Below are 24,249 nucleotides of genomic sequence, written 5' to 3' on the forward strand. Positions count from 1 at the left end.
ACCGGCCATGATCGCCTTTCCGGGGGTGCCGTGCGCGGGCGGTCACTCGAAGTGGTCGGCCAGCTTTCGCAGTTTGCTGACGTACGCCGGCCAGTCGTGCCCGCCGGGGACGGCGGTGCCGTCGCGGTGCCAGCCGATCGCGCCGTCGTGCTCCTCGCGCATGATGTCCATCTGACCGGCGTGCCGGGCGAGGTCGCCGCTCACGTGCAGGATGACGCGGTACAGGGTCACGTCCTGGTGGCCCGGCTGCCACCAGGGCACCAGCCCGGGCGCGTCGATCGGCAGCTGGTCGATCGTCTCGTCGGCGAACAGCGCGACGCGACGGTACAGGTCGATCAGGCCGTCCTTGGTCTCGTCCTCGCGGGCGTACCAGTCGGCCTGCGGGTCGTCGTCGAACGCCTCCAGGGGAACCAGTTCCTCGGGCGTCGGGAACTGCCGGTCGAAGGCGAGCCCGAAGTAGCCGGCTTCGACGTTGAGGCAGTGTTTGACGACGCCGAGCAGGTTGTTGCCGGTCACGGTGCGGGGTGTCCTGGCCTCGCGTTCGCTCAGACCGTCGAGTTTCCAGACGAGGTCGGTGCGCGTCCGCCGCAGGGAGTGGTGCAGCGCGGCCTTGATGTCGCTCAGGTCAGCCATGCCGGCCATTGTCGCGCAGGCGTTACGTGGTCGTGTGCCCTGGCGATGGTGTGGTCAACGTCCGGTGTAGCCAGTCCTGGGTGAGCGCGCGCAGCAGTGCCGGTTGTTCGTACGGCAGGTAGTGCCCGGCGGCGTCGATCGCGGTGTAGGTGCCGTGGGGGTAGCGGCGCATGGCGTGGAACTGGTCGGTGTAGCCGACGATGCCGTCCTGTCGGCCGGTGAGGACGCTGACGGGGCCGTCGTACGGGGTGTCGGCGGTCTCGTCGGGAAGCGCGTAGCCGGGGCCGGTGCGCAGTGTCTGCAGGAAGGTGTCGTCGCCGGGGCCGCCGGAGTGCAGGGCGGCGAGCACTGTGGCGACGACGGTCGGGGTGCGGTGGCCGAGCGCGGTGTCGAGGTGGGTGCGCAGGTCGGTGGGGGCGTCGTCGAGCCAGCCGGCGGGCCCTGGGGGTGGGCGGTGGTCGGGCAGGGTGCGGCTGGCCGGTGCGATGGTGACGCCGGGGCACACCAGGAGCAGGCCGCGGACCAGGTCGGGGCGTTGGCGGGCGATGCCGGCGGCGAGGTAGGCGCCGTAGGAGGCGCCGGCCAGGAGGACCGGTGCGTCGGTGTGGTGGTCGAGCCATGCGCAGACGGTGTCGAGTACGGCCTGGGAGGTGGGTGGGCAGGTGGCGGGGCTGTCGCCGTGGCCGGGCAGGTCCAGGTACGTCTCGCGCAGGTCGACCCCCGCGAGGGCGGGGCTGAAGGCGGCGGCGGTCGCGGTGCGGGTCATGCCGAACATCGGCAGGCACACCACCTCGGGCCCGGCTGCGGCGGATCGGTCGACTGCCAGGTTCATTCTGGGATCCTCCCCTGTTGCGCGGAGCTTTGCTGCGCGTCTTCGGTCGTGGCGTATCGGCGGGAAGGGGTGGAGCGTCGGGGTTGGCGGGCCTTAGGGTGATCGAGATTTGTCGATCAGGGTGTGCGCCGTCGCTGTCGCCGACCTCACGTGCGTCGTTGCCGGGGAATTCCTCCAGTGGGGCGTGCGGTTGTCCGTTCGGAAGATCAGGTTTCCACATGATCGGATGGAAGTGCCATGCACGTGCGCTCAGACGCGGTAGTGCTGTTCGGCGTGACAGGTGATCTCGTCTCGAAGAAGCTCTTTCCGGCGCTGTACGAGTTGACCCGGCGTGGTCGGCTCGATGTGCCGGTGATCGGGGTGGCCCGCTCCCCCTGGGATGATCAGCAGTTGGTCGCGACGGCTCGCAAGTCGGTGGCCGAGGCGAGTGACGAGGTGGACGACGAGGCGTTCGACGCCCTGGCGGGCAACCTGTCGATGATTTCCGGGGACTACGCGGACCCGGCGACGTACGAGCGGTTGGCGGAGCGTCTGCGCGACGCCGAGCGTCCGGTCTTCTATCTGGCGATTCCGCCGATGGTGTTCGGTTCGGTGGTGCAGGGGCTGGCGGCGGTCGGGCTGGCCGATCGTGGTCGGGTGATCGTGGAGAAGCCGTTCGGGCGTGACCTGGCGTCGTCCGCGGAGTTGGATCGGACGGTGCAGGGGGCCTTCGATCCGACGCGGGTGTTCCGGATCGACCACTACCTGGGCAAGGAGGCCGTGGAGAGCCTGTACGCGTTCCGGTTCGCCAATCGGCTGTTCGAGCCGTTGTGGAACAGCGAGCACATCGACAACGTGCAGGTCACGCTGGCCGAGGGGTTTGGCACGCAGGGTCGTGCCGGGTTCTACGACACGGTGGGCGCGACCCGTGACGTGTTGCAGAACCATATTCTTCAGGTGGTCGCGTTGATCGCGATGGACGCCCCGGCGGGTGACGACACGGACGCGTTTCGGGAGGCGGAGGCGGCGGTTCTGCGCCAGATCGAGCCGTTGTCGCCGGAGTTCACGGTGCGGGGGCAGTACGCGGGTTACCGCGACGAGCCGGGTGTGGCGCCGGATTCGAACACGGAGACGTTCGTGGCGACCCGGTTGACTGTCGACTCTCCCCGTTGGGCGGGGGTGCCGTTCTATCTGCGGACGGGTAAGTCGCTGGCGGGGACGGCGACGGAGGTGGTGGTGGAGTTCAAGCAGCCGCAGCGTCCGTTGATCCCGGCCGCGGGTGGGGTGGCGGCGCCGGCGAATCTGCTGCGGTTCCGGCTGGGTCGTGGGGACGGCATCACGATGTCGATTCAGGCGAAGAGCCCGGGTGCGGAGGTGGCGAGCCGTCCGGTTGACCTGTCGGTGGACTTCGGGGCGGTGCTGGGTCGCCGTCAGGAGGCGTACGAGCGGTTGCTCGACGATGCGATGGACGGGCAGCATCTGCGGTTCGCGCGGGCGGAGACGATTCGGCAGGAGTGGCGCATCGTCGAACCGATCCTGGATCTGGCGACGCCGGTGCGGCCGTACGACAGGGGTGGTTGGGGTCCGGCGGAGGCCGACGCGTTGGTCGGCGGTTGGCACGTGCCCGACCTGGGGTAGCGGGCGGGGGTGGGCTGAGTGACCGCTCAGCTCACGGATGGGACCGTCCGGCGACGGTGAGGTTTGCCGCGGGCGTGCGATGTGGGCATGTGGGGGTGTCTCACGTCCTCGTCGGAGAGGAAGCAGCGCATGCTTTCCGCACTCGATCGTCGGCACACCGTCGCGCCGCCCGGCTACAGCCGGTGGCTCATTCCCCCGGCGGCGTTGGCCATCCATCTCTGCATCGGCCAGGTTTACGCCACAAGCGTCTACAAGAACTCGTTGATCGCCCACTTCGACACCGGTCAGACCGCGATCGGGGTGATCTTCAGCATCGCGATCGTGATGCTGGGGTTGTCCGCTGCGGTGGCGGGGACGTGGGTGGAGGCGAACGGGCCGCGTAAGGCCATGTTCGTCTCGGCCTGCTTCTGGGCGACGGGCTTTCTGGTCGGGTCGCTGGGCATCGCCACGAAGCAGCTGTGGCTGCTGTATGTGGGTTACGGCCTGCTCGGCGGCATCGGTCTGGGCATCGGGTACATCTCGCCCGTCTCGACGCTGATCAAGTGGTTCCCGGACCGGCCGGGCCTGGCCACCGGTCTGGCGATCATGGGGTTCGGTGGTGGCGCGATGGTGGCCTCTCCCCTGTCGCGTCAGCTCCTGTCGTTCTACGACAGCGGTTACGACCCGTCCAACGCGGGCTCGACGGCGTCGGGCAGCGCGTTGGTGTGGCTGTTCGTGACGCTCGGGCTGGGCTATTTCGTGATCATGATGTTCGGGGTGGCGAACGTTCGGGTGCCGGCCGACGGGTGGCGCCCGGCCGGCTTCGACCCGGCGGCGGTGGCGGCGAAGCCGCTGGTGACCACGGCGAACGTGTCGGCGGCGAACGCGGTGAAGACCCGCTCGTTCTGGCTGCTGTGGGTGGTGCTGTTCTGCAACGTCACGGCCGGCATCGGCATCCTGGAGCAGGCCAGCCCGATGATCCAGGACTTCTTCCGGGACAACGGCACGTCGGCGGTGTCGGTGGCGGCGGCCGGCGGGTTCGTGGGCCTGCTGTCGCTGTTCAACATGGCGGGCCGCTTCGTGTGGTCGTCGACGTCGGACGTCATCGGCCGCAAGCCGATCTACCTGGTGTACCTGGGCGTGGGCATGGTGCTGTACACGCTGCTGGCCGTTTTCGGGCAGACGGCGACGGCGCTGTTCGTGCTGTTCGCCTGCGTGATCCTGTCGTTCTACGGCGGCGGGTTCGCCACCGCGCCGGCGTACCTGCGGGATCTGTTCGGGACGTACCAGGTGGGTGCGATCCACGGGCGGCTGCTGACCGCCTGGTCGGCGGCGGGGATCGCGGGGCCGCTGATCGTGAACGGGTTCCTCGACGCGCAGGGCAAGCCGGGCACGTTGACGGCGGCGGCGTACCGGCCGGCGCTGTTCACGATGGTGGGTGTGCTCGCGGTGGGCTTCGTGGCGAACCTGCTGGTGCGGCCGGTGCCGCAGCGCTATCACGAACCGGCGGCGGAGCAGGACGTGGACGAGGACGCGACGGTCGAGAGGAGCGGTACGCGATGAGTGACGACGGTCGGCACGGGCAGCAGGCCCGGTTGTGGATTTCCTGGCTGGTGGTGGCGGTGCTGCTCGGCTACGGGGTCGTGCAGACGGTGATCACGGCGGCGAAGCTGTTCACGCACTGAGCGCACCGAGCGCACCGAGCGCGGTGAGCCGGGGCGCGCGCCGCGTCCCGGCTCACAGGCCGCCGGAAACGCGCAGGACCGTGCCCGTGGCGTAGGAGGCGTCCGGGCCGAGCAGCCAGGCGATGGCGGCGGCGACCTCGTCGGGTTCGCCGGCGCGGCCCAACGGGATGCGGCCGGCGGCGCTGTCGGCGCGGTCGGGTACGCCGGAGTCGGCGTGGATGTCGGTGCGCACGATGCCGGGGGCGACGCCGTTGACGCGGATGCCGCGCGGGGCGAGTTCCTTGGCCAGGCCCACGGTGAGGGTGTCGGTGGCGGCCTTGACGGCGGCGTAGTGCACGTACTCCCCCGGGCTGCCGAGGGTCGCGGCGGCGGAGGACACGTTGACGATGGCGCCGCCGTCGGTGAGGCGGCGGGCGGCCTGCTGGGCGCAGAGGACGTACCCGATGAGGTTGACGTCGACGACGCGGCGCAGGTCGTCGACGCGCAGCTCGGTGAACGGGCCGATGGGGCTGGTGACGCCGGCGTTGTTGACCAGGCCGGTGAGCGGGCCGAGCTGCGCGGCGGCGTCGAACAGGCCGGCGACCTGGTCGGGGTCAGTGGTGTCGGCGCGTACCGCGATGGCCTGCGCGCCGGCCGCGTGCAGGTCGGCCAGGACGGTCGCGGCTGCGGTGTCGTCGCGGCGGTAGCACAGGGCGAGGTGGTGCCCGGCGGTGGCGAGTCGGCGGGCGGTGGCCGCGCCGATGCCGCGACCGCCGCCGGTGATGACGGTGACGGGTGCCACGATGCCTCCGGGACTGTCGGTTGGGGTGAGCCGACGCTACCGTGACCGGCGCGGGTGAGTCGTCGTAAGGAGGGTCACATGCGGCGGGCGTTGGTGCTCGGTGGTGGCGGGGTGACCGGGGTGGCGTGGGAGTTGGGCGTGCTGGCCGGGTTGGCCGAGCGGGGCGTGGCGGTCACCGAGGCGGATCTGGTGGTGGGCACGTCGGCGGGTTCGGTGGTCGGCGCGCAGGTGCGTTCCGGGGTGCCGCTGCGCCGGTTGTACGAAAAGCAGCTGGCCCCGCCCACGGGCGAGGCGGCGGCACGGTTGGGGTTCTGGGCGGTGGCGCGGCTGGTGTGGGCCGGCGGCCGTACGCGGGACGCGGCGCGGTCGAGGGCGCGTATCGGGGCGATGGCGGTGGCGGCGCGTACCCCGTCCGAGGCGTCGCAGCGGGCGGTGATCGAGGCCCGCCTGCCGGCGCGGGAGTGGCCGGCGCGGCGGCTGCTGGTGACGGCTGTCGACGCGGCGTCGGGCGAGTTCGTGGTGTTCGATGGCGCCGACGGGGTGTCGTTGGTGGACGCGGTGGGTGCGAGCTGCGCGGTGCCCGGGGTGTGGCCGCCGGTGACGATCGGGGCGCGTCGTTTCGTCGACGGTGGGATGCGCTCGTCGGTGAACGCGGACCTGGCGGCGGGCGCGCAGCGGGTGCTGGTCCTCGCGCCGACGTCGGCGGCGTTCGGGCCGATGCCACGGTTGGCGGCGCAGGTGGCCGAGCTGCGCTCGGCCGGGTCGCAGGTGGTGGTGGTGACGCCGGACGCGGCGGCGCGCGCCGCGATCGGCCGCGACGTGCTGGACCCGGCGCGGCGGGCCGGCGCGGCGCGGGCCGGGTGGGCGCAGGCCGCGACGGTGGCCGACGAGGTGCTGGCGCTCTGGGTCTGATCGCTTACGCTCACCGCGCGTTCGATCGGACAACGGAGGTGCGCGGTGGCGGGTGTGAGTGTCGGCGATGTGGTGCAGGACTTCGAGCTGCCCGATGAGACGGGCACGCCGCGGCGGCTGTCGGAGTTCCTGGCGACCGGGCCGGTGGTGCTGTTCTTCTATCCGGCGGCGATGACCCGGGGGTGCACGGCGGAGAGCTGTCACTTCCGGGACCTGGGCGCGGAGTTCACGGCGTTGGGCGCGTCGCGGGTGGGCATCAGTCGGGATCCGGTGGCGAAGCAGGCGGAGTTCTCGACGCTGCACGGTTTCGACTATCCGTTGCTGTCGGACGTCGACGGGACGGTGGCGCAGGCGTTCGGGGTGAAGCGGCGGGTGCCGCTGGGGCCGCTGAGCACGAAGCGGATGACGTTCGTCATCGGTGCCGACCGGCGGGTCATCGAGGTGATCCACAGTGAGGTCAGCATGAACGACCACGCGGACCGGGCGCTGCGGGCGTTGGGCGGCTGAACCCCCTTGCGGCGGCTGTCGCAGCCGACTGGTATCAAGACAGCAATCAAACAGGTGTACGGAAGAGGGTTGTGATGGATGCCGGCCAGGGTTTGTCCACTGACGAGGTGCAGAGCATCCGGGAGGCGTTGGCAGCCGGTCGTAAGCCGCGGGTGGTGTTCACCGCGGCGGCGGGGCAGATCGCCGGTCAGGTCGGCCAGGTGGTCGAGCTGACCGATCCGGACGTGTCCGACGAGTTCGTGGTGGTGCGGTTCGGTCGTGACGAGTTGCCGTTCTCCCCCGCCGATCTGGCGGTGGCGCCCAAGGGCGCGGGTCGTCGGGTGGCGGAGCCGAAACCGGAGCCCGAGCCGGAGCCGGCGGCGGTGGCCGCGCCGGAGTTCGTGTTGGACACGCCGCGGGTGCCCGCGCCGCGACAGGAGGAGCCGAAGGTGGAGCAGACGGAGAAGCCCACGCCGGCCCGGCGGGCGGTCAAGGCCGCCAAGCCCAAGAGCCCCGCGGGCCTGACGGTGACGCTGGCGTACGCCGACGGCGAGTGGACGGTCGCGGCGCAGCAGGGCAGCAAGGCTCTCGCGAAGCCGTACGTGGTGAAGCCGGCCGAGGCGTTGAAGATGGTGGCGTTGGTGGACGTGCCGGGTGTGCAGGAGGCGGTGGAGCAGATCCTGGGCGCCGAGCGGGCCGAGGCCGAGCAGCAGGCGGAGAAGCTGCGCGCGGAGCTGGCCGAGATCGAGGCCCGGTTGGCGGAGTTGCGCGAGGCGAGCTGAGGCTGTCCGCCGGGGCCAGGGTGGCAGTTGCGGTGTGGGTCACCATGGACCTGGCGGATACCCCAGGGGGTATAGTGGTCACGTGAAGCCGGGTACCCCCTGGGGTATGCTTGCGGTGGAGGTGACCTGATGGAGATGAGCCCGGTCCTGCTCAAGGACGCGTTGACCCGTTTGAAGCGGGCGCAGGGACAGCTTGGCGCGGTGATCTCGATGATCGAGAACGGTGAGGACTGCAAGCGGGTGCTGACCCAGTTGTCCGCGGTGTCCAGTGCCGTCGACCGGGCCGGCTTCAAGATCATCGCCACGGGGATGCGGGAGTGCCAGAGTGCCCGCGAGCGTGGCGAGGAGCCGCCCATGAGCGAGGAAGAGCTCGAGAAGCTGTTCCTGTCGCTGTCCTGATCCGCCCTCTCGCCTCCCCTGTCGCACGGCACCGGGGGGCGGGGGCTGGCTTCCCGTCATGGCCGAATCATGCCTTTCGCATACCCCCCGGGGTATTCACGTAATGGAGCTTTACAGTGACTTCGAGTGAGTTTTCCGTCGGTCGACTGACGTCAAGCGGCGTCGCCGGCGTGCCGGTCGATCGCCGGGCCGGCCACCCGGTCGAGACCAGTCGCTGACCCGCACGCACGAGCGAGGAGATGATGATGACTGAGGTGAGCGTGGAGGTCGTACAGACCTCGTCCCTGGGAGACCGCAGCTACCTGGCCCACGACGGACAGGTCGCGATCGTGGTCGACCCGCAGCGCGACATCGACCGGATCCTGGCTCTCGCGGGCCGGCTCGGTGTGCGGATCACGCACGTCGCCGAAACCCACCTGCACAACGACTACGTCTCCGGCGGCCTGGCCCTGGCGAAGCTGACCGGCGCGCAGTACCTGGTCGCCGCCGACGACGAGGTCGGCTTCGACCGGCGGCCGGTGGCGGACGGCGACGAAATCGGCGTCTCGGCGGCCATGCGGCTGCGGGTGGTGGCCACCCCCGGGCACACCTTCCACCACCTGTCCTACGTGCTCGACGACATCGGCGAGCCGGTCGGGGTGTTCACCGGCGGATCGCTGCTGTTCGGCACCACCGGGCGCACCGACCTGCTCGGCAAGCAGCACGCCCACACCCTCGCCGAGCACCAGCACGCCTCCGCCCGCCGGCTGGCGGACCTGCTGCCCGACGGCGCGCAGGTGTGGCCCACGCACGGATTCGGCAGTTTCTGCTCCGCCACCCAGGCCGACGCACCGGAGTCCACGATCGGCCGGGAACGCACCGCCAACCCGGCCCTGCGCCTGGAGACCGACGACTTCGTCCGCGAGACCCTGGCCGGACTCGACGCCTACCCGGCGTACTACGCGCACATGGGCGCCCGCAACACCGCCGGCGCCGACCTGATCGACCTCACCCCGATCGCCGCCGCCGACCCGGCCGAACTCGCGGCCCGGATCGAGGCCGGCGAGTGGGTGGTCGACCTGCGCTCCCGCAAGGCGTTCGCGCACCGGCACCTCACCGGCACCCTGAGCTTCGGCCTGGACGGACCGATGTCCACCTGGCTCGGCTGGATGGCACCGTGGGGCACGCCGATCACCCTGCTCGGCGACAGCGAACAGCAGGTCGCCGACGCCCAACGCGAACTGGCCCGCATCGGCATCGACCGGCCCGCCGCCGCGGCCACCGGCGGCTACGAGCAGTGGGCCGGCGGCGACGACACCCGCCTCGCCCACCTCACCACCGCCACCTTCGCCGACCTCGCCGCGGCCCGCGCCGGCACCCCGTCGCACGGGCTGCCCGAGGTCGACGTGCTGCTCGACGTACGGATGAGCAACGAGTGGCGCACCAACCACATCGACGGCGCCGTGCACATCCCGCTGCCCGACCTGCCCGCCCGGCTCGCCGACGTGCCCCCGGGCACCGTCTGGGTGCACTGCGGCTCCGGCTACCGCGCCGCAGCCGCCACCAGCCTGCTGCAACGCGCAGGCCGCCACGTCGTGCACATCGACGACGCCTACTCCGACGCCGCCGGCGCCGGCCTGCCCATCGTCTCCGGCAACTGACACCGAACAGGAGCACGCCACCCCATGCCCACCCCGCCGACCGGCACCCCAGCCGCCCTCGACGTCCCCGCCCTGCGACACCTGCTCGCCACCGGCCACGCCCCACGGCTGATCGACGTGCGCACCCCGGCCGAGTTCGAGACCGCGCACATCCCCGGCTCCTACAACGTGCCCCTCGATCTGCTGCGCGAGCACCGCGCCGAACTGCGCGACCACCTCGACGAGGAGGTCGTGCTGGTGTGCCGCTCCGGGCAGCGCGCCAGCCAGGCCGAACAAGCGCTGGCCGGGGCGGGTCTGCCGAACCTGCGAGTGCTCACCGGCGGCATCACCGCCTGGCAGGGCGCCCACGCACCGGTCACCACCGGCACCCCGCGCTGGGACCTGGAACGCCAGGTCCGCCTCGTCGCCGGCAGCATCGTGCTGCTCGCCGTGCTCGCCAGCACGCTGTTCGCCCCGCTGAAGTGGGTGGCCGCGTTCATCGGTGCCGGGCTGACGGTCGCCGCGCTGACCAACACCTGCGCCATGGGCATGATGCTGGCCAAGCTGCCGTACAACCGGGGCCCGCGCACCGACCTCGACCAGGTCGTCACCGCGTTGACCGGCGATCGGCGGTAGCCGTCGTGCCAGGTCACCCCACCCGCCTCCGACCGTCGGGTGCGGGCCGGCCGATCCGGAGCCGGCGGTGATCGCCGCGATCGGGTTCGGCACGCTCATCGGGATCCTGCTCGGCCTGCTCGGCGGGGGCGGCTCGATCCTCGCCGTACCCGCCCTCGTCTACGGCACCGGCCTGCCCCTCGCCGTGGCCGTACCGACCTCCCTGCTGGTGGTCGGCGTCTCCGCGGCCGCCGCCCTGCTCCCGCGGCTGCGGGCCGGCCTCGTCCGGTGGCGCATCGCCGGCATCGTCGGCGGCGCCGGCGCCGCCGCCGCGTTCGGCGGCGCCGCGATCAACCGGCTGCTCGAACCCCGCCTCGTCCTGATCGGCTTCGCCGCCCTGATGGTGCTCGCCGGATGGCGGATGCTGGCCGGCACCGGCGACGGCGGCGGCGACTGCGCCCTGCCCGGCGGCGGCATCAACTGGCGCGGCTGCCTTCCGAAGTCCGTCGCCGCCGGCCTCGGGGTCGGCTTCCTCACCGGCCTGTTCGGGGTCGGCGGCGGCTTCCTCATCATCCCCGCCCTGGTGCTGCTGCTCGGCCTGAGCATGCCCGCCGCGACCGCCACCTCACTGGTCGTCATCGTGGTCAACTCCGCCGCCGGGTTCGCAGCCCACGCCGGCGACGCCACCATCGACTACCGCATCGCCGCGGCGTTCACCCTCGCCGCCATCACCGGCTCCCTCGCCGCCGGTCGCATCGCGCCCCGGCTGCCCACCCGGTGGCTGCACCACGCCTTCGCCTGGCTCGTCTTCGCCATCGCCGCCTTCGTCGCCATCCAGGCAGTCATCAACCCCGTCGCCGCCTGACCGGCCTCACCACAGCTACCCGGATCACGACCTTCCGGCAGCGGCCGTGGGTCGTCCATCGCCGGGCCGCTGCGCTGACGGGCGCCCTGCGCGTGTGCCACGTTGTCGTCGGTCTGGAAACGACGGCTGGGCCGGTGGGGTGGGCCGGCCGTGGCGGTGTCGGGGTCAGTGGCCGCCGTGGTGCTCGAGCAGGCGGGTGAGCAGGCGGGTCAGTTGGTCGCGTTCGGCGCTGGTCAGGGGTGCCAGCAGGTCGTCCTGGACGCGGACGACGGTGTCGGCCATCCGGTGGGCTTCGTCGGCGCCGGCCTCGGTGAGGCTGATGACGTTGCGGCGGCGGTCGTCCGGGTCGGGGGCGCGTACCACGAGTCCCCGGCCGGCCAGGTCGTTGACGGCGGCCACCACGTCGCTGCGGTCGATGCCGCAGCGACGTCCCAGGTCGGCTTGGCTCGCGGGTCCGCTCTCGGTCAGCGCGGCGAGGAGCCGGTAGTGGTAGCCGCGCAGGTCGTGCGTGGCGAAACCGGCGCTGATGAGCCGGCCGGCGTGGGTGGCGACCTGGTTGAGCAGCCAGCTCGGGGTGGTCCGCAGCCCGGCCGGTGACTGCGGGGCGGTGGCGTCCATGGCGGCAGCCTACCAGCAATCGTTGGCATGACCCACGAATCGTGTTACGTTGGCTTCACCAACGTTGGTGAAGCCAACGTTTCGAAGGAGGCATCGTGTCCACTCTCAACGGTCAGGTCATCGGCCAGGCCCACTTCGCCACCCGGGCCCTGCTCGAACGCGCCGTCGCGCCCCTGGGCGTCGACTTCGGCCAGGTCCTCACGCTCAACGCCCTCGCCGCCGGCCCCGTCGCCCGCACGCGTCTCGTGCAGCGCATCGCCAGCACTCGCAAGGTCGACGAGTCTGCCGTGCACGAGATGATCGCCAGCCTCGTCGGCGCCGACCTGGCGCGGCTCGACGACACCGCCGACGACCCGCAGGTGCGGCTCACCGACGCCGGCCACGCCGCGCAGGCCCACGTCGCCGACGCCGTCGGGGGCATCACCGCCCGGCTGTACGGGGACCTCCCGGCCGCCGAGGCCGACGCCGCCGCCCGCGTCCTCACGCTCATCACCGAGCGGGCCAACGCCGAACTGGCGGGCATCGCCTGACGCCGAGAAGCGGTGCCGCGCGGGCGGTCAGAAGTAGTCGAGCAGTTGCGCCGGACCGCCCGCGCCCAACAGGTCCAGGGCCGCCGGATCGACACCGCCGGGGTGGTGCAGCAGACCGGCCTGGGCGACCGAGCGGGCGTGCGCCGCCCCGGCGTACAGCAGCGCGAACCCGCGGACGTCCAGCCGCAGGTCCGCCTCGGCGTCGATCCGGGTCAGCTCGGCGGCGCCGTCGGCGACAGCCAACCGCCAGGCGCCGGTGTTCCAGTCGGCGAGCGGGTCGGTGAGGTGAAAGTCGACGGCGCCCCGGACGTGGGCGGGCCAGCCCCGCGCGCTCACCGCGCGGGCCACGTCCACCGGCCGGTGCATCCACAGGTCCCGCTCGTGGTCCCGGGCCGCCTCCAACGGCAGGTGGGCGCTGACGGCGTCGCCGTCGAGCGGGCACAGCCGCAGCGTCGGCGCGACGCTGGCCCAACTGCCCAGCACCCCGACGAGTTCCCGGGCCGCGTCGGCGGTGACGGCCAGGGCCTCGTCGACGGTGAGCACCGAGTCGGCGCCGTAGCCGCGGCCCCGCTGCCAGGTGGCGTAGCCGACCAGGTCGCCATCGGCCTCCACGAGGGTGACACCGTCGCCGGGCAGCTCCCCCGTGGCGTTGAAGTGGTCGAACAGCTTCCCCTGGCGCGTCAGCATGCCGTTGCGGTGCCGGGTGACCCGCTCGTACAGGCCGGCGACGGCGGCCAGGTCGGCGGGCGTGCCCGCCCGCACGCTCAGGTGGGTGGCGGGCCGGTGCCGGGGCAGCGCGGCGGTGGCGAGGTTGACGGTGCGCAGCACCCCGGCGGCCTCCCAGCCGCAGGAGCGGTAGGGGGCGGCGATGGTCGGGTACAGGGCGCTGACCGCCGCGCCGCGTTCGTGGGCGCCGGCCAGCAGGGCGGTGAGCAGGGCACGGGCCACGCCCCGGCCCCGGGCCTCGGGGGCGACAGCCACCCCGGCGACGTCGGCCGCCGGCACGGCCCGTCCGGACCACCACTGGTCGTGGTGCAGGTCGACGGCCTTGCCGACGAGGCGACCGGCGTCGTCGAACGCGCCGTGGCGGGTCATGCCGGGCACCACGACGCTCGTACTGGCGGGACGCTCCGGGTTGCCGCCGAACGCGAACCGGCTCAACTCCCAGGCGGCGTCGAGGTCGTCGGTGGTGAGTTCACGCAGGTGCACAGTGGCGGGCATCGGGACAACCTAGCGGCACGGGTCCGCGCGGACCGCCGATTTTCCGGCGGGGCGGGGCCGCGTGGACGGGATCAGGCACGCGCATCCGTCAGCCCGAGCGCGTCCAGCACCTCGATGAGCGCCCGCCGGTCGTGCGCGAGCTGCGGAACGTACTCGGTGATGCCCACTCCGATCACGTCGTGGTGGGCGCGCAGCGCGCTCAGCGCCCGCGCCAGCGCGGCGGCTGGCACACCACCGGGGGTGGGGACGGCCACGGCCGGCAACGCGGACGGGTCCAGCACGTCCAGGTCGAGGTGCACGTACACGGCGGCGTCGGGCGGGGGCAGCGCGGCCAGCCGGGTCGGCTGCGCGCCCATCGTCGGGGCGTCCAGCACCGTCAGGTCGCGCCGGCGCACGTACGCGACCTCGGCGGGGTCGAGATCCCGCACCCCCACCAGGGCGACCTGCCCCGGCGAGAGGCAGCCCGGCGCCGGCAGCGCGCCCGGGGCGTCGTCGGCATCGTCGAGCAGCAGCCGCAGGGGCATGCCGTGCGCCGTTCCGCTCGGCGAGGTCGCGGGCGTGTTGAGGTCGCCGTGCGCGTCGATCCAGAGCACGAACAGCCGGTGCGCGTACCGGCTCGCGAGGTGGGCCACCGACGCGACCTCGACCGTGCAGTCCCCACCCAGGGTCAGCAGCCGCCGCGGACGGTGCCGCGCGAGCACGTCCCGGTGCGCGCGGTAGGCGTCGATGACCGCCGCCCGGTGCCGGACGCCGCCCTCGCGCGGCGACCCGCCGGCCGGGACCGGCACCGTGACCCGCCGGGTCCCCGGCGCGGTCAGGGCGGCCAGGGCTGCCGGTCCCTCGTGCACCCGGAGGTCGTCCGCGCCCTGCCACATCGGCACCAGTACGTCGAGATCCCGCTTCCACATGGCGACGATCCTTGCAGCGGCCGCGCTCGGCAGAACCGTGCGCCTCGGCCGGTCAGTGCTGCGGGATGTTGGCCACGCCGATGCGCTTGCGGAACACCCAGTACGTCCACCCCTGGTAGGCCAGCACGATCGGGGTGAAGATCACCGCCACCCACGTCATGATCTTCAGGGTGTACGGGGTGGAGGCGGCGTTGGTGGTGGTCAGCGTGCCCGCCGCGTCCAGCGTGGACGGCATGACGTTCGGGAACAACGCCGCGAACAGGGTCGCCACGGCCAGGCCGATCGCCACTGCGGTGCCGGTGAACGCCCAGCCCTCCCGGCGTACCCGGGCGGCGGCCAGAGCGCCGAGCAGGGCGAGGGCCGCGCCGACGGCGAGCACGACGGCGGCCGCGCTGGAGCGGATGCTCAACGTCCAGACCAGGAACCCGACCGCGAGCACCGCGGCGCCCGCGCCCAGGCGCACCGCGAGGGCGCCCGCGCGCTCGCGGATGTCGCCGGTGGTCTTGAGGGCGAGGAACACCGCGCCGTGGGTGAGGAACAGCGCGAGGGTGGTCGCGCCACCCAGCAGGGCGTACGGGTTGAGCAGGTCCAGCAGGCCGCCGACGTACTCGTGGTCGGCGTCCAGCGGCACGCCGCGCAGGATGTTGGCGAAGGCGACGCCCCACAGGATCGCCGGCACGAGCGACCCGATGACGATCGCGGTGTCCCAGCGGCGCTTCCAGGACGCCTCGGGGCGCTTGTGCCGGTACTCGAAGGCAACCCCTCGGGCGATCAGGGCCAGCAGGATCAGCAGCAGCGGCAGGTAGAAGCCGGAGAACAGGGTGGCGTACCACTCGGGGAACGCGGCGAACATGGCGCCGCCGGCGGTGATCAGCCACACCTCGTTGCCGTCCCAGACCGGGCCGATGGTGTTGATCAGGACACGGCGCTCCCGGTCGTCACGGCCGAGCACGGGCAGCAGCATGCCGACGCCGAAGTCGAAGCCCTCCAGGATGAAGTAGCCGGTGAACAGCACGGCGACGAGGAGAAACCAGATGGTGGTCAGGTCCACGATGGGCTCCGGGATCAGTAGGCGAAGGCGAGCGGGCGCTCGGCGTCGTCATGGGTGTCGTCGATGGGGTGCTCCTCGCTGACGTCGGGCACTCCGGCCCTGGCGTAGCGCAGCAGCAACTTGACCTCGATCACGGCGAGGGTGGCGTAGATCAGCGTGAAGGCGGTGAACGAGGTGAGCACCTCGGCCAGCGAGACGCTGCGGGACACGCCGTTGCGGGTGAGCATCTCGCCGAAGACGATCCACGGCTGGCGGCCCATCTCGGTGAAGATCCAGCCGAAGGAGTTGGCCAGCAGCGGCAGCACCGGCATGGCCAGTCCGGCGCGCAGCAGCCACTTGCTGCTCGGGGTGCGGCCCTTGCGCTGGCTCCAGAGCACCAGCAGGGCGATCGCGGCGGCCGCCATCCCGAAGGCGATCATGAAGCGGAAGCTCCAGTAGGTGACCGGGATGATCGGGGTGTAGCTGCCCGCGCCGTACTGGGTGGCGTACTGGGCCTGCAGGTCGTTGATGCCGTGCACGGTGCCGTTCGGGTCGCCGGTGCCCAGGTACGACAGCAGGTACGGGATCTTGAGGGCGAACACCTCGCGGCTGCCGTCGAGGCTGCCGATGGTGAGTACGGAGAACGAGGCGGGGCTCTCGGTGGTGTAGAGGCCCTCGGCGGCGGCCATCTTCATCGGCTGCACGTCCGTCATGATCTTGCCCTGGATGTCGCCGGTGAACAGCACGGCGGCGGAGGCGACCAGGACGACCCAGGAGCCGAACTTGGTGGCGAAGCGGTACGCGCCGGTGTCGGCGGAGTCGCGGTTGCGGATCACGTGGTACAGGCCGACCGCCACGACCAGCGACCCGGCGACCAGGAACGAGCCGGCCAGGGTGTGCGGAAAGGTGATCAGGGCGACCTTGTTGGTCAAAACGGCCGGGAAGTCGGTCAGCTCGGCGCGCCCGCTGTCCGGGTTGATCCGGAAGCCGACCGGGTTCTGCATGAACGAGTTCGCCGCGAGGATGAAGTACGCGGACAGGTTGGTGCCGATCGCGGCGGCCCAGATGCTGGCCAGGTGGGCGCGCTTGGGCAGCCGGTCCCAGCCGAAGATCCACAGGCCGATGAAGGTGGATTCGAGGAAGAAGGCGACAAGCGCCTCGATCGCGAGGGGGGCGCCGAAGATGTCGCCGACGAAGCGGGAGTAGTCGCTCCAGTTCATGCCGAACTGGAACTCCTGCACGATGCCCGTGACCACGCCCATGGCGAAGTTGATCAGGAAGAGCTTGCCGTAGAACTTGGTGAGCTTGAGGTAGCGCTCGTTGCCGGTGCGGTGCCACATCGTCTGCAGGATGGCCACCAGCACGGACAGGCCGATGGTCAGCGGCACAAAGAGAAAGTGGTAGACGGTCGTGACACCGAACTGCCACCGGGCGACGTCCAACGCGTCCACCTGTTACCCCCAGCTATGCGTACTACGAGACGTAGTAAATACTACTGCTCGTCGTAGAGAATGCGGCAGGGCCGGGCGGCCCAAAGCGGCCCGGGACCAATGACCCTGATCACCCCGGGCATCCGGCCGACCCGCCCACGCCACCGGGCCGTCGCGTGCGACGATGGCGCGCTGATGAACACCGCGCACTCCCCCTGGCAGCCGCCACTGATCTGGCGTGCGGCCCTCGTGCTGGCCCGCGTCCTGGTCGGCCTGCTCGCCCGCCTCGAGGTCACCGGCGACGTCCCCGCGCACCTGCGCCGCGGCCCGCTCGTGCTGGCCGCCAACCACATCAGCCCGTTCGACCCCGTGGTGATGATCGCCGCCTGCCAGAACCGCGGCGTCGCCCCACGGATCATGGCGACGGCCGGGCTGTTCCGCGCCCCGGTGCTCGGAGCCGCCATGCGCCACGCCGGACACATCCGGGTCGACCGGGGCACCAGCGCCGTGCACCGGGCCCTCGACGACGCCGCCACCGCCGTGGCGGCGGGCTCGGTGATCCTCATCTACCCCGAGGGACGCATCGGCCTGGACCCCGGCATGTGGCCCGAACGCGGCAAGACCGGTGTCGCCCGACTCGCCCTGGCCTGTGGCGCCCCCGTCATCCCGGTCGCCCAGTGGGGCGCGCACGAGGTGCTGCCCTACCGGGCGCCCAAGGGAATGCTGCGCGGCGTCGCCCGCGCGCTGTGGCGCCGCCCGGTGATCCGGGTGCACTTCGGCACGCCCGTCGACCTAGGCGAGGTGAGCGCCGTCAACCCCGGCGCCGCCCGGCGGGCCACCGACCGGATCATCGACGCGCTCACCGACGCCCTCGCGCCGCTGCGCCCCGACGAACCCGACCTGCCCCGGCACGTCGACCCCGGCCGCCCGAGCGACCCCAGTCGCGCGCACCGCCGCCGGTTGGGCTGAGCGCGGCGTCGTCGACGCGGGCGCGCACTGTGACGCCTGACAATTTGAGCGATTGTCGGAAACTTGTCTACGATGTCTACCGTGGACACGCTGGAACTGCTGCACGAGAACCCGAAGCACAATGCCGTCCTGGAGGCGGCGGTCGCCGTGTTCGGACGGTTCGGATTCCAGAAGGCCTCCATGGAGGCGGTCGCCAGAGCCGCCGGCATCTCCCGACCCGGCCTCTACCTGATGTTCCCCAACAAGGAGCAGTTGTACCGCGCCACCATGCAGGGCGTCCTGGAGCGGGCCCAGCGGGCCATGCAAGCGCGCCTGGCCGACCAGTCGCTGAGCTTCGACGAGCGGATCGTGGCGGGAATCGACGCGCTGATGGGCCCGTACATCGAAAACCCGGTGGCCCGCGACCTCAACGAACTGCTGGAGAACAGCCGGTCCCAACTGGGCTCGATGCTCGACGACTACGAGAGCAAGGCACAGGCCACGCTCAGCGCCTACATTGCCGAACACGCCCCACCCGGCCTGCTCGAGGCCGACCTCACCGCGCACGACGTGATGGACCTGCTGCTGTCCGCCGCGATCACCTGGAAGGCGACCTCCAGCAGCCGAGACCAGTACCGCCACCGGATCCGCCGTAGCCTGCGACTGATCCACCGCCCGGCGCGCTGAGCGCTGGCGGGCCCGCCAGCGCGGGGCCGGACGACCACCGACCGACGAATGTCGCCCGCAGGCCACCGCAGGTCCACCGGCGGGAGGCATACTGCCTCGCGTGCTGAACCGATTCGGCTTCCTGGACGCGCCCGCGCCACTGGCGTTCGCCCACCGCGGCGGTGCGGCCGACGGCGACGAGAACACCACCGAGGCGTTCGCCCGGGCCATCGGGCTGGGCTACCGGTACGTGGAGACCGACGTGCACGCCACCGCCGACGGCGTCGCGGTGATCTTCCACGACCCGACGCTTGAGCGCGTCACCGGCGAGCCGGGGCGCATCGCCGAGATGAGCTGGGCCGACCTCGCCTCGGTACGCGTCGGCGGCGCGGCCGTCGTACCCCGGCTCGACGAGGTGCTGGGCGCCTGGCCGCAGGTCCGCTTCAACATCGACGTCAAGGCCGACGGCGGCGTCGCGCCGACGGTCGCGACGGTGACCCGGGCCGGCGCCGCCGACCGGGTGCTGCTCGCCTCGTTCAGCGACGCCCGCCTGATGCGGCTGCGGGCCCTGACCGAGGGCCGTGTCGCCACCAGCCTCGGCATGCGCGGCGTGGCCCGGTTGCGGCTCGCCTCCCTGCACGGAAGGCCACTGCGACTGCCGCCGTCGGTGGTCGCCGCGCAGGTGCCACCCCGCTACGGGCGGGTGCCGGTGGTGGACCGCCGTTTCCTCGACTACTGCCACCGACTCGGCCTGCAGGTGCACGTCTGGACGATCGACGAACCCGACCAGATGCACGACTTACTGGATCGTGGTGTGGATGGCATCATGACCGATCACGTCGGCGTGCTGCGCGACGTCTACCGCAGCCGCGGCCACTGGGCCGCCTGAGCGTCGAAGGACCTTCGATGGCCGAGACCGTGACCCCCACGGTGGACGACACCCCACCCCCGGCGAGCACCCGCCGGGAGCGGCGCGGCTGGTACATCTACGACTGGGCGAACTCGGCGTTCCAGACCACGGTGATCACCGTGTTCCTCGGCCCGTTCCTGACCACCGTCGCCGAGCTGGCCGCCGGCTGCGAGCTGGGCGCGGACACCTGCGACGGGTACGTGCACCCGCTGGGCATCCGGGTGGCGGCCGGGTCCTACTACCCGTACCTGATCTCGCTGTCGGTGTTCCTGACCGTGTTCGTGCTGCCGGTCATCGGGGCGATCGCCGACCGGTCCGCTCACAAGAAGCGGCTGCTCGGCGGTGCCGCGTTCACCGGCGCCGCCGCGACCATCGCGATGGCCTTCGTCACCGGCGACCGCTACCTGCTCGGCGGGGCGCTGTTCCTGATCGCCAACATCTCCTTCGGCGCCGCGATCGTGGTCTACAACTCGTTCCTGCCGCAGCTCGGCGGCCCCGACGAACGCGACGGCATCTCCAGCCGCGGCTGGGCGCTGGGCTACCTGGGCGGCGGCGTGCTGCTGGCGCTGAACCTGGTCGCGGTCACCCTGCTCAGCGAGGACGACAACCCGCAGCGCACCCTGGACCTGGCCCGCTGGTCGATCGTCTCCGCCGGGGTGTGGTGGGCGGTGTTCACGCTGGTGCCCCTGCGGTGGCTGCGCGAACGCCCCAGCGCGGCGGCCCTGGTGGCGCGCGGCAACGTGCTCACCGACGGGTTCCGGCAGCTCGGCCACACCCTGCGCGAGGTCAAGGCGTACCCGCTGACGTTGTTCTTCCTGCTCGCGTTCCTGGTCTACAACGACGGCATCCAGACCGTCATCACCCTCGCCAGCCAGTACGGCACCGAGGAGCTGCGCCTGGAGCAGGGCACCCTGATCGTCACGATCCTGCTGGTGCAGTTCCTCGCCTTCGGGGGCGCGTTGGGCCTCGGCGCCCTGGCCCGGCGCATCGGCGCGTGGAAGACCGTGCTGCTCAGCCTGGTGCTGTGGACCGGTGTGATCCTCGGCGCGTTCCGGCTGCCGGCCGAGGCGCCGGTGCCGTTCATGATCCTCGGCGCGGCCATCGGCCTGGTCCTGGGCGGCAGCCAGGCGCTGAGCCGCTCGCTGTTCAGCCAGCTCATCCCCGCCGGCAAGGAGGGCGAGTACTACGGCTTCTACGAGATCAGCGACAAGGGCACCAGCTGGCTCGGCCCGCTCGCGTTCGGCCTGGTGTTCCAGCTCACCGCCTCGTACCGCGTGGGCCTGGTCTCACTGCTGATCTTCTTCGTGGTCGGGTTCCTGCTCCTGGCCGCCGTGCCGATCCGTCGGGCCATCGTCGCCGCCGGCAACACACCACCCCGGGTGCTCTGAGCACCCGTCCCGCACCGGACAGATCCGGGCCTGTCGATCGGCTAGGCTGCCCGACCGTGACTGACGACGCCGCTGCCGCACCGACCTGCCTGGCCCACCCGTTCCCCGGCCAGCCGCACGCTCCGGCGGGGTGCGCGGCGGCGCGCGGGCTCGACGGGCGGCCGGTGCACGCCGCGGCGTTGAAGTTCTTCTGGGGGCCGATGGACTGCGGCAAGTCCACCATGGCGTTGCAGATGAACTACAACCACGCCCGGCAGGGCCGGCGCGGGCTGGTCACCACCCGCATCGACAGGTCACTGGGCCCGCAGGTCACCACCCGCATCGGCCTGGCCCACGAGGCCATCGAGGTCACCGACGACCTGGACCTGCGGGCTCTCGTGCGGGGCCGGTGGGCCGACGGGGTACGCGTCGACTACCTGATCTGCGACGAGGCCTGCTTCTACACCGTGGAGCACGTCGAGCAGATGGCCGAGCTGGTCGACAGTTACGACGTGGACGTGTTCGCGTTCGGCCTCGCCACCGACTTCCGGTCCCGCGTGTTCCCCGCCGCGCAGCGCCTGTTCGAGCTGGCCGACGAGGTGGCCCGCATCCAGGTCGAGGTGCTCTGCTGGTGCGGCCGCGAGGGGCTGCTCAACGCGCGGGTCGTGGACGGGCGGGTCGTGCGCGAGGGCGCGCAGGTCGTCATCGGCGACACCGTCGACACCGCCGACGTGCGCTACCAGGTGCTGTGCCGCCGGCACTACCGCAGCGGCGACCTCGGCCCCCGCGACTGAGGCGCCGACGCGGTGGCCGGCCGCCCCGCGCTGGGGACGGCCGGCCGTGGTACGGGTGGGTCAGCCCACGCAGACCTGCTGCGCCCTGACGTTCCACGCCGTGGCGAACGCGACGATCTCCCGTCCGGTCGCCTCGGCGGTGTCCAGTGCCGGCCTGGGCAGCAACGTCGCCACCGAGCCGGCCCCGGTGAGCCCGGTCAACACCGCGCCGACCCCGGCGGTCTGCGATCCCGCGGGGCAGGCCGGCGTCGGCACGGACTTCGGCGAGTTCGCGTTGGACGCGCTCGTCGCCTCCGTCAACGCCATCGCCGCCAGCGGGGTGGCGCAGAACGCCTGGGTCTGCAACGTGAAGTTGCCCGCAGCGCCGAACACGTACGCGGTGCTCGACACCGAGCCGAGCGCCGAGGTGAACGCCAACTCGTCGATCGCCACCGCGGCATTGGCGTTGTCGATCCGGTACCCACCGCCGAACGTCTTCTTGCCCGGCGGGCACACGGCGGTCACCGCCACCTTGTTCAGCGCGTTGTTCGCCGACGTGGTGGTGACCAGTTGCAGGCCGGACACCGCCCCGGCCGGGGCGCAGACCGCGAACGCGTCCACCGACCAGGGCACGTTCGTGGCGTTGGCCTCCACCCCGAACACCGTCACCGTACGCAGGGTCGCGTCGGCGTAGACCCGGGTCATCAGGACGTCACCCTGACCGTCGTTGATCCGCCCACCCGCGCCGACCACCTGGTCGACGCCGTTGCACGAGATGGTCATCGTCTTGGCGTTCGTCGCGTCCAGAACGCTTGTCGCGGCGACCCGGTACAGGCCCACCGACGCCTGCGCCGGGGTGATCGGCGCGAGCAGCGTGGTGGCCGCCGCCATGCCGGTCAGCACTGCCAGACCAGCCAGTTTCCGCTTCATCGGATTCCCTCCGCACTGCCTCGTCGACTGTCGACGACGGCGTTGGGGCCAGACTCCGCACGGTCGTCAGGAGGGCGTCAGCAGCGTGGGCGCGGACGGCGTACTGACGCCACGATGACGTGCGACTGCGACCCTGCGCGTGACGTCATCGCGGCGTCACCGGGCTCCGGACGGGGTCCACGAACAGGAGGCTTCATCATGCGTATCCGAGCGGCGGCGCTGGCCGCCCTCCTGCTCAGCGGCACCCTGATCGGCGTCGGGGGTGGTACGGCGTACGCCGATCCGGACGCGAACCCGTGCGCCATCACCGACGGCGACCCGATCATGGGCACCGAGGGCGACGACGTCATCTACGGCGGCGCCGGCCCCGACGAGATCCACGGGCTCGGCGGCAACGACACCATCTACGGCGGCGGTGGCGTCGACACGATCTACGGCGGCACCGGCAACGACGTCCTGTTCGGTGAGGGCTGTGGTGACACCCTCGTCGGAGGTCCGAACGACGACGTGCTGGCCGGTCTCGACGGTAACGACCATCTCAACGGGGCTCACGGCGCGGACCTGCTGATCGGCAAGGCCGGCGTCATCGTCTGGGGCGCTGCCACCAACGGCGACATCCTCGACGGCGGGGGCGGGGAGGACACCTGCGCGCAGGACGACAACCCCGACGCCAGCGTGATCTTCTACTCGTACGTGGTCACCGACGCGGGTAACGAGAACCTCTACCCCTGCTGACCGGCCCTGGTGCGCAGCACGGCCGGGTTCGGGGGCGGTGCGTCGATGGCGCGCATCGCCCCGGCCCACCTGTCGAACGCCCGCCGGGCCTCCCCGTGCCGGCCGGCGGCGGCAAGCGTCCCGACCAGCGCCCGGTGCGCCCACTCGTCGTAGGGGTCGGCGTCGAGCAGCCGCACCAGGGCGGTGGCGGCCCGGTCGGGGTCACCGTCGCGCCGATACTGGCGGGCCAGCTCACGCAGCGCCCGCAACCACACCGAGCGGGCCTGTTCCCGCAGCCCGTCGGCCCAGTCCTCGTAGGGCTCGTCGGCGAAGGCATCCCCCCGGTAGGCGGCGTCCACCTCGGCGAGCAGCACGCGGGCCCGCGCCCGGTCACCGTCGCGGGCGAGTCGCTCGGCCCGCGGGACATCGGCCAGCAGGTTCTCCGCGTCGACGACCACCCGGGTCGGGTCGACGCGTACGCCCGTCAGATCGGCGCGCACATACCGGTCGGCGGGCCACCGGCGGGGTGGGTCGAGCACGGCACGAACGGCAGACAGCAACACCGACAGGCGGTGCGCGGTCCGCCGCGGCTCGTCGTCGGGCCACAGCAGCTCACACAGCTCCGCCCGCCCCACGGCACGACCCCGCCGGGCCACGAGGATCTTCAGCAGCGTGCGGGCCTGCCGCGACCGCCACGCCGGCAGGGGGACCTCCCGCCCACCGACGATGACCTCGAAACGGCCGAGTACCCGCACCTCGACGGTCCCACCGTCGACGGACAGCTCGGACAGTTGCCGCCCGTCGACCGTCTCCACCCCGAGCGCCAGCAACCGGTTGGCGGCCGCCTGCGCCGCCGAGCGCTGCGCCCCGTCCGCGCCCGGGACCCGGCCCAGCAGGACGACTGTCTGCTCGGCGGCCGGTCCCGCGCCCGCCGCCTGCCAGATCGCGCCGGCCTCCAGCAGGGCGTCCCGGCTCGCGGCCGGGTCGGCGGCGACCGCG

Annotated in this window: 27 protein-coding genes; 17 read left to right on the top strand and 10 right to left on the bottom strand. The window is 72.1% G+C overall.

What is annotated here, in order from left to right; translation table 11 throughout:
- Window positions 1-42 precede the first annotated feature (42 nt).
- Both B0E54_RS18690 and B0E54_RS18695 read right to left on the bottom strand, forming a co-directional pair.
- Window positions 43-633 (bottom strand): DinB family protein, encoded by a 591-nt coding sequence (locus B0E54_RS18690; RefSeq protein ID WP_234586214.1) that lies wholly within the window; start codon window positions 631-633, stop codon window positions 43-45.
- 22 nt (window positions 634-655) lie between these two features.
- Window positions 656-1,465, bottom strand: coding sequence for an alpha/beta fold hydrolase (locus B0E54_RS18695; protein ID WP_234586216.1), 810 nt, complete (start codon window positions 1,463-1,465; stop codon window positions 656-658).
- Window positions 1,466-1,702: 237 nt separating this feature from the next.
- On the opposite strand from B0E54_RS18695, the gene zwf reads away from it, so the two are divergent.
- The 3 genes from zwf to B0E54_RS32480 all read left to right on the top strand — a co-directional run bounded on the left by zwf (window position 1,703) and on the right by B0E54_RS32480 (window position 4,746).
- Window positions 1,703-3,082, top strand: coding sequence for a glucose-6-phosphate dehydrogenase (zwf, locus tag B0E54_RS18700; protein WP_234586218.1), 1,380 nt, complete (start codon window positions 1,703-1,705; stop codon window positions 3,080-3,082).
- Window positions 3,083-3,211: 129 nt separating this feature from the next.
- Complete coding sequence (locus B0E54_RS18705) at window positions 3,212-4,624, top strand: OFA family MFS transporter (protein WP_234586221.1); 1,413 nt, start codon at window positions 3,212-3,214, stop codon at window positions 4,622-4,624.
- On the top strand, window positions 4,621-4,746 hold the full coding sequence (locus B0E54_RS32480) for a hypothetical protein (RefSeq protein WP_255473694.1): 126 nt from the start codon (window positions 4,621-4,623) through the stop codon (window positions 4,744-4,746). The genes B0E54_RS18705 and B0E54_RS32480 overlap by 4 nt, the downstream gene beginning before the upstream one ends.
- A gap of 52 nt (window positions 4,747-4,798) precedes the next feature.
- Here the strand turns inward: B0E54_RS32480 and B0E54_RS18710 are convergent, their stop codons facing one another.
- Window positions 4,799-5,527 carry an SDR family oxidoreductase gene (locus tag B0E54_RS18710; RefSeq protein WP_234586224.1) on the bottom strand — a complete coding sequence of 243 codons (729 nt, stop codon included), beginning with the start codon at window positions 5,525-5,527 and terminating at the stop codon, window positions 4,799-4,801.
- 78 nt (window positions 5,528-5,605) lie between these two features.
- Here B0E54_RS18710 and B0E54_RS18715 point away from each other — a divergent pair, with 78 nt between their 5' ends.
- The 7 genes from B0E54_RS18715 (at window position 5,606) to B0E54_RS18745 (ending at window position 11,205) form a co-directional block, all read left to right on the top strand.
- On the top strand, window positions 5,606-6,439 hold the full coding sequence (locus B0E54_RS18715; protein WP_234586227.1) for a patatin-like phospholipase family protein: 834 nt from the start codon (window positions 5,606-5,608) through the stop codon (window positions 6,437-6,439).
- Window positions 6,440-6,484: 45 nt separating this feature from the next.
- Window positions 6,485-6,946, top strand: coding sequence for a peroxiredoxin (locus tag B0E54_RS18720; RefSeq protein WP_308195380.1), 462 nt, complete (start codon window positions 6,485-6,487; stop codon window positions 6,944-6,946).
- Window positions 6,947-7,020: 74 nt separating this feature from the next.
- Window positions 7,021-7,707 carry a hypothetical protein gene (locus tag B0E54_RS18725; protein WP_234586229.1) on the top strand — a complete coding sequence of 229 codons (687 nt, stop codon included), beginning with the start codon at window positions 7,021-7,023 and terminating at the stop codon, window positions 7,705-7,707.
- Window positions 7,708-7,836: 129 nt separating this feature from the next.
- Window positions 7,837-8,106: a metal-sensitive transcriptional regulator gene (locus B0E54_RS18730; RefSeq protein WP_234586242.1), complete on the top strand. Its 270-nt coding sequence runs from the start codon at window positions 7,837-7,839 to the stop codon at window positions 8,104-8,106.
- Between the two features lie 242 nt (window positions 8,107-8,348).
- On the top strand, window positions 8,349-9,746 hold the full coding sequence (locus B0E54_RS18735; RefSeq protein ID WP_374109289.1) for a rhodanese-like domain-containing protein: 1,398 nt from the start codon (window positions 8,349-8,351) through the stop codon (window positions 9,744-9,746).
- A 24-nt stretch (window positions 9,747-9,770) separates the two neighbouring features.
- Window positions 9,771-10,361 carry a rhodanese-like domain-containing protein gene (locus tag B0E54_RS18740; protein ID WP_234586246.1) on the top strand — a complete coding sequence of 197 codons (591 nt, stop codon included), beginning with the start codon at window positions 9,771-9,773 and terminating at the stop codon, window positions 10,359-10,361.
- 67 nt (window positions 10,362-10,428) lie between these two features.
- Entirely contained in the window at window positions 10,429-11,205 is a 777-nt protein-coding gene (locus B0E54_RS18745) for a sulfite exporter TauE/SafE family protein (RefSeq protein ID WP_308195381.1), read from the top strand.
- A gap of 165 nt (window positions 11,206-11,370) precedes the next feature.
- On the opposite strand, the gene B0E54_RS18750 is transcribed toward B0E54_RS18745, so the two are convergent.
- Window positions 11,371-11,823 carry a MarR family winged helix-turn-helix transcriptional regulator gene (locus B0E54_RS18750; RefSeq protein WP_234586247.1) on the bottom strand — a complete coding sequence of 151 codons (453 nt, stop codon included), beginning with the start codon at window positions 11,821-11,823 and terminating at the stop codon, window positions 11,371-11,373.
- A gap of 95 nt (window positions 11,824-11,918) precedes the next feature.
- Here B0E54_RS18750 and B0E54_RS18755 point away from each other — a divergent pair, with 95 nt between their 5' ends.
- Window positions 11,919-12,353, top strand: coding sequence for a hypothetical protein (locus B0E54_RS18755; protein WP_234586248.1), 435 nt, complete (start codon window positions 11,919-11,921; stop codon window positions 12,351-12,353).
- A gap of 27 nt (window positions 12,354-12,380) precedes the next feature.
- Here the strand turns inward: B0E54_RS18755 and eis are convergent, their stop codons facing one another.
- The 4 genes from eis to B0E54_RS18775 all read right to left on the bottom strand — a co-directional run bounded on the left by eis (window position 12,381) and on the right by B0E54_RS18775 (window position 16,963).
- Window positions 12,381-13,574 (bottom strand): enhanced intracellular survival protein Eis, encoded by a 1,194-nt coding sequence (eis, locus tag B0E54_RS18760; protein WP_234586249.1) that lies wholly within the window; start codon window positions 13,572-13,574, stop codon window positions 12,381-12,383.
- 71 nt (window positions 13,575-13,645) lie between these two features.
- A complete protein-coding gene (locus B0E54_RS18765) occupies window positions 13,646-14,482 on the bottom strand; it encodes an arginase family protein (protein ID WP_234586257.1) in 837 nt (278 codons plus the stop codon).
- 52 nt (window positions 14,483-14,534) lie between these two features.
- On the bottom strand, window positions 14,535-15,533 hold the full coding sequence (gene cydB / locus B0E54_RS18770; RefSeq protein ID WP_234586259.1) for a cytochrome d ubiquinol oxidase subunit II: 999 nt from the start codon (window positions 15,531-15,533) through the stop codon (window positions 14,535-14,537).
- Between the two features lie 14 nt (window positions 15,534-15,547).
- Window positions 15,548-16,963: a cytochrome ubiquinol oxidase subunit I gene (locus B0E54_RS18775; protein ID WP_234586262.1), complete on the bottom strand. Its 1,416-nt coding sequence runs from the start codon at window positions 16,961-16,963 to the stop codon at window positions 15,548-15,550.
- 174 nt (window positions 16,964-17,137) lie between these two features.
- Between B0E54_RS18775 and B0E54_RS18780 the strand changes: the two genes are divergently transcribed.
- The 5 genes from B0E54_RS18780 (at window position 17,138) to B0E54_RS18800 (ending at window position 21,627) form a co-directional block, all read left to right on the top strand.
- The gene (locus tag B0E54_RS18780) at window positions 17,138-17,911 is read left to right on the top strand and encodes a 1-acyl-sn-glycerol-3-phosphate acyltransferase (RefSeq protein ID WP_234586340.1); all 774 of its coding nucleotides are present in this window, start codon (window positions 17,138-17,140) and stop codon (window positions 17,909-17,911) included.
- Between the two features lie 81 nt (window positions 17,912-17,992).
- Window positions 17,993-18,577, top strand: coding sequence for a TetR/AcrR family transcriptional regulator (locus B0E54_RS18785; RefSeq protein WP_234586265.1), 585 nt, complete (start codon window positions 17,993-17,995; stop codon window positions 18,575-18,577).
- A gap of 100 nt (window positions 18,578-18,677) precedes the next feature.
- Complete coding sequence (locus B0E54_RS18790; protein ID WP_234586267.1) at window positions 18,678-19,445, top strand: glycerophosphodiester phosphodiesterase; 768 nt, start codon at window positions 18,678-18,680, stop codon at window positions 19,443-19,445.
- A gap of 17 nt (window positions 19,446-19,462) precedes the next feature.
- Complete coding sequence (locus B0E54_RS18795; RefSeq protein WP_234586269.1) at window positions 19,463-20,854, top strand: MFS transporter; 1,392 nt, start codon at window positions 19,463-19,465, stop codon at window positions 20,852-20,854.
- Window positions 20,855-20,910: 56 nt separating this feature from the next.
- Window positions 20,911-21,627 (top strand): thymidine kinase, encoded by a 717-nt coding sequence (locus B0E54_RS18800; protein WP_374109288.1) that lies wholly within the window; start codon window positions 20,911-20,913, stop codon window positions 21,625-21,627.
- A 60-nt stretch (window positions 21,628-21,687) separates the two neighbouring features.
- Here the strand turns inward: B0E54_RS18800 and B0E54_RS18805 are convergent, their stop codons facing one another.
- On the bottom strand, window positions 21,688-22,536 hold the full coding sequence (locus B0E54_RS18805; protein WP_234586271.1) for a hypothetical protein: 849 nt from the start codon (window positions 22,534-22,536) through the stop codon (window positions 21,688-21,690).
- A gap of 198 nt (window positions 22,537-22,734) precedes the next feature.
- On the opposite strand from B0E54_RS18805, the gene B0E54_RS18810 reads away from it, so the two are divergent.
- The gene (locus B0E54_RS18810; RefSeq protein ID WP_234586274.1) at window positions 22,735-23,271 is read left to right on the top strand and encodes a calcium-binding protein; all 537 of its coding nucleotides are present in this window, start codon (window positions 22,735-22,737) and stop codon (window positions 23,269-23,271) included.
- On the opposite strand, the gene B0E54_RS18815 is transcribed toward B0E54_RS18810, so the two are convergent.
- Window positions 23,259-24,249 (bottom strand): BTAD domain-containing putative transcriptional regulator (locus tag B0E54_RS18815; protein WP_234586276.1); only part of this gene is annotated, 991 nt, incomplete at its 5' end. The two genes, B0E54_RS18810 and B0E54_RS18815, sit on opposite strands and share 13 nt — an antisense overlap.

The organism is Micromonospora sp. MH99, assembly GCF_021442385.1.
In the GTDB taxonomy this organism is placed as follows: Bacteria; Actinomycetota; Actinomycetes; order Mycobacteriales; family Micromonosporaceae; genus Micromonospora.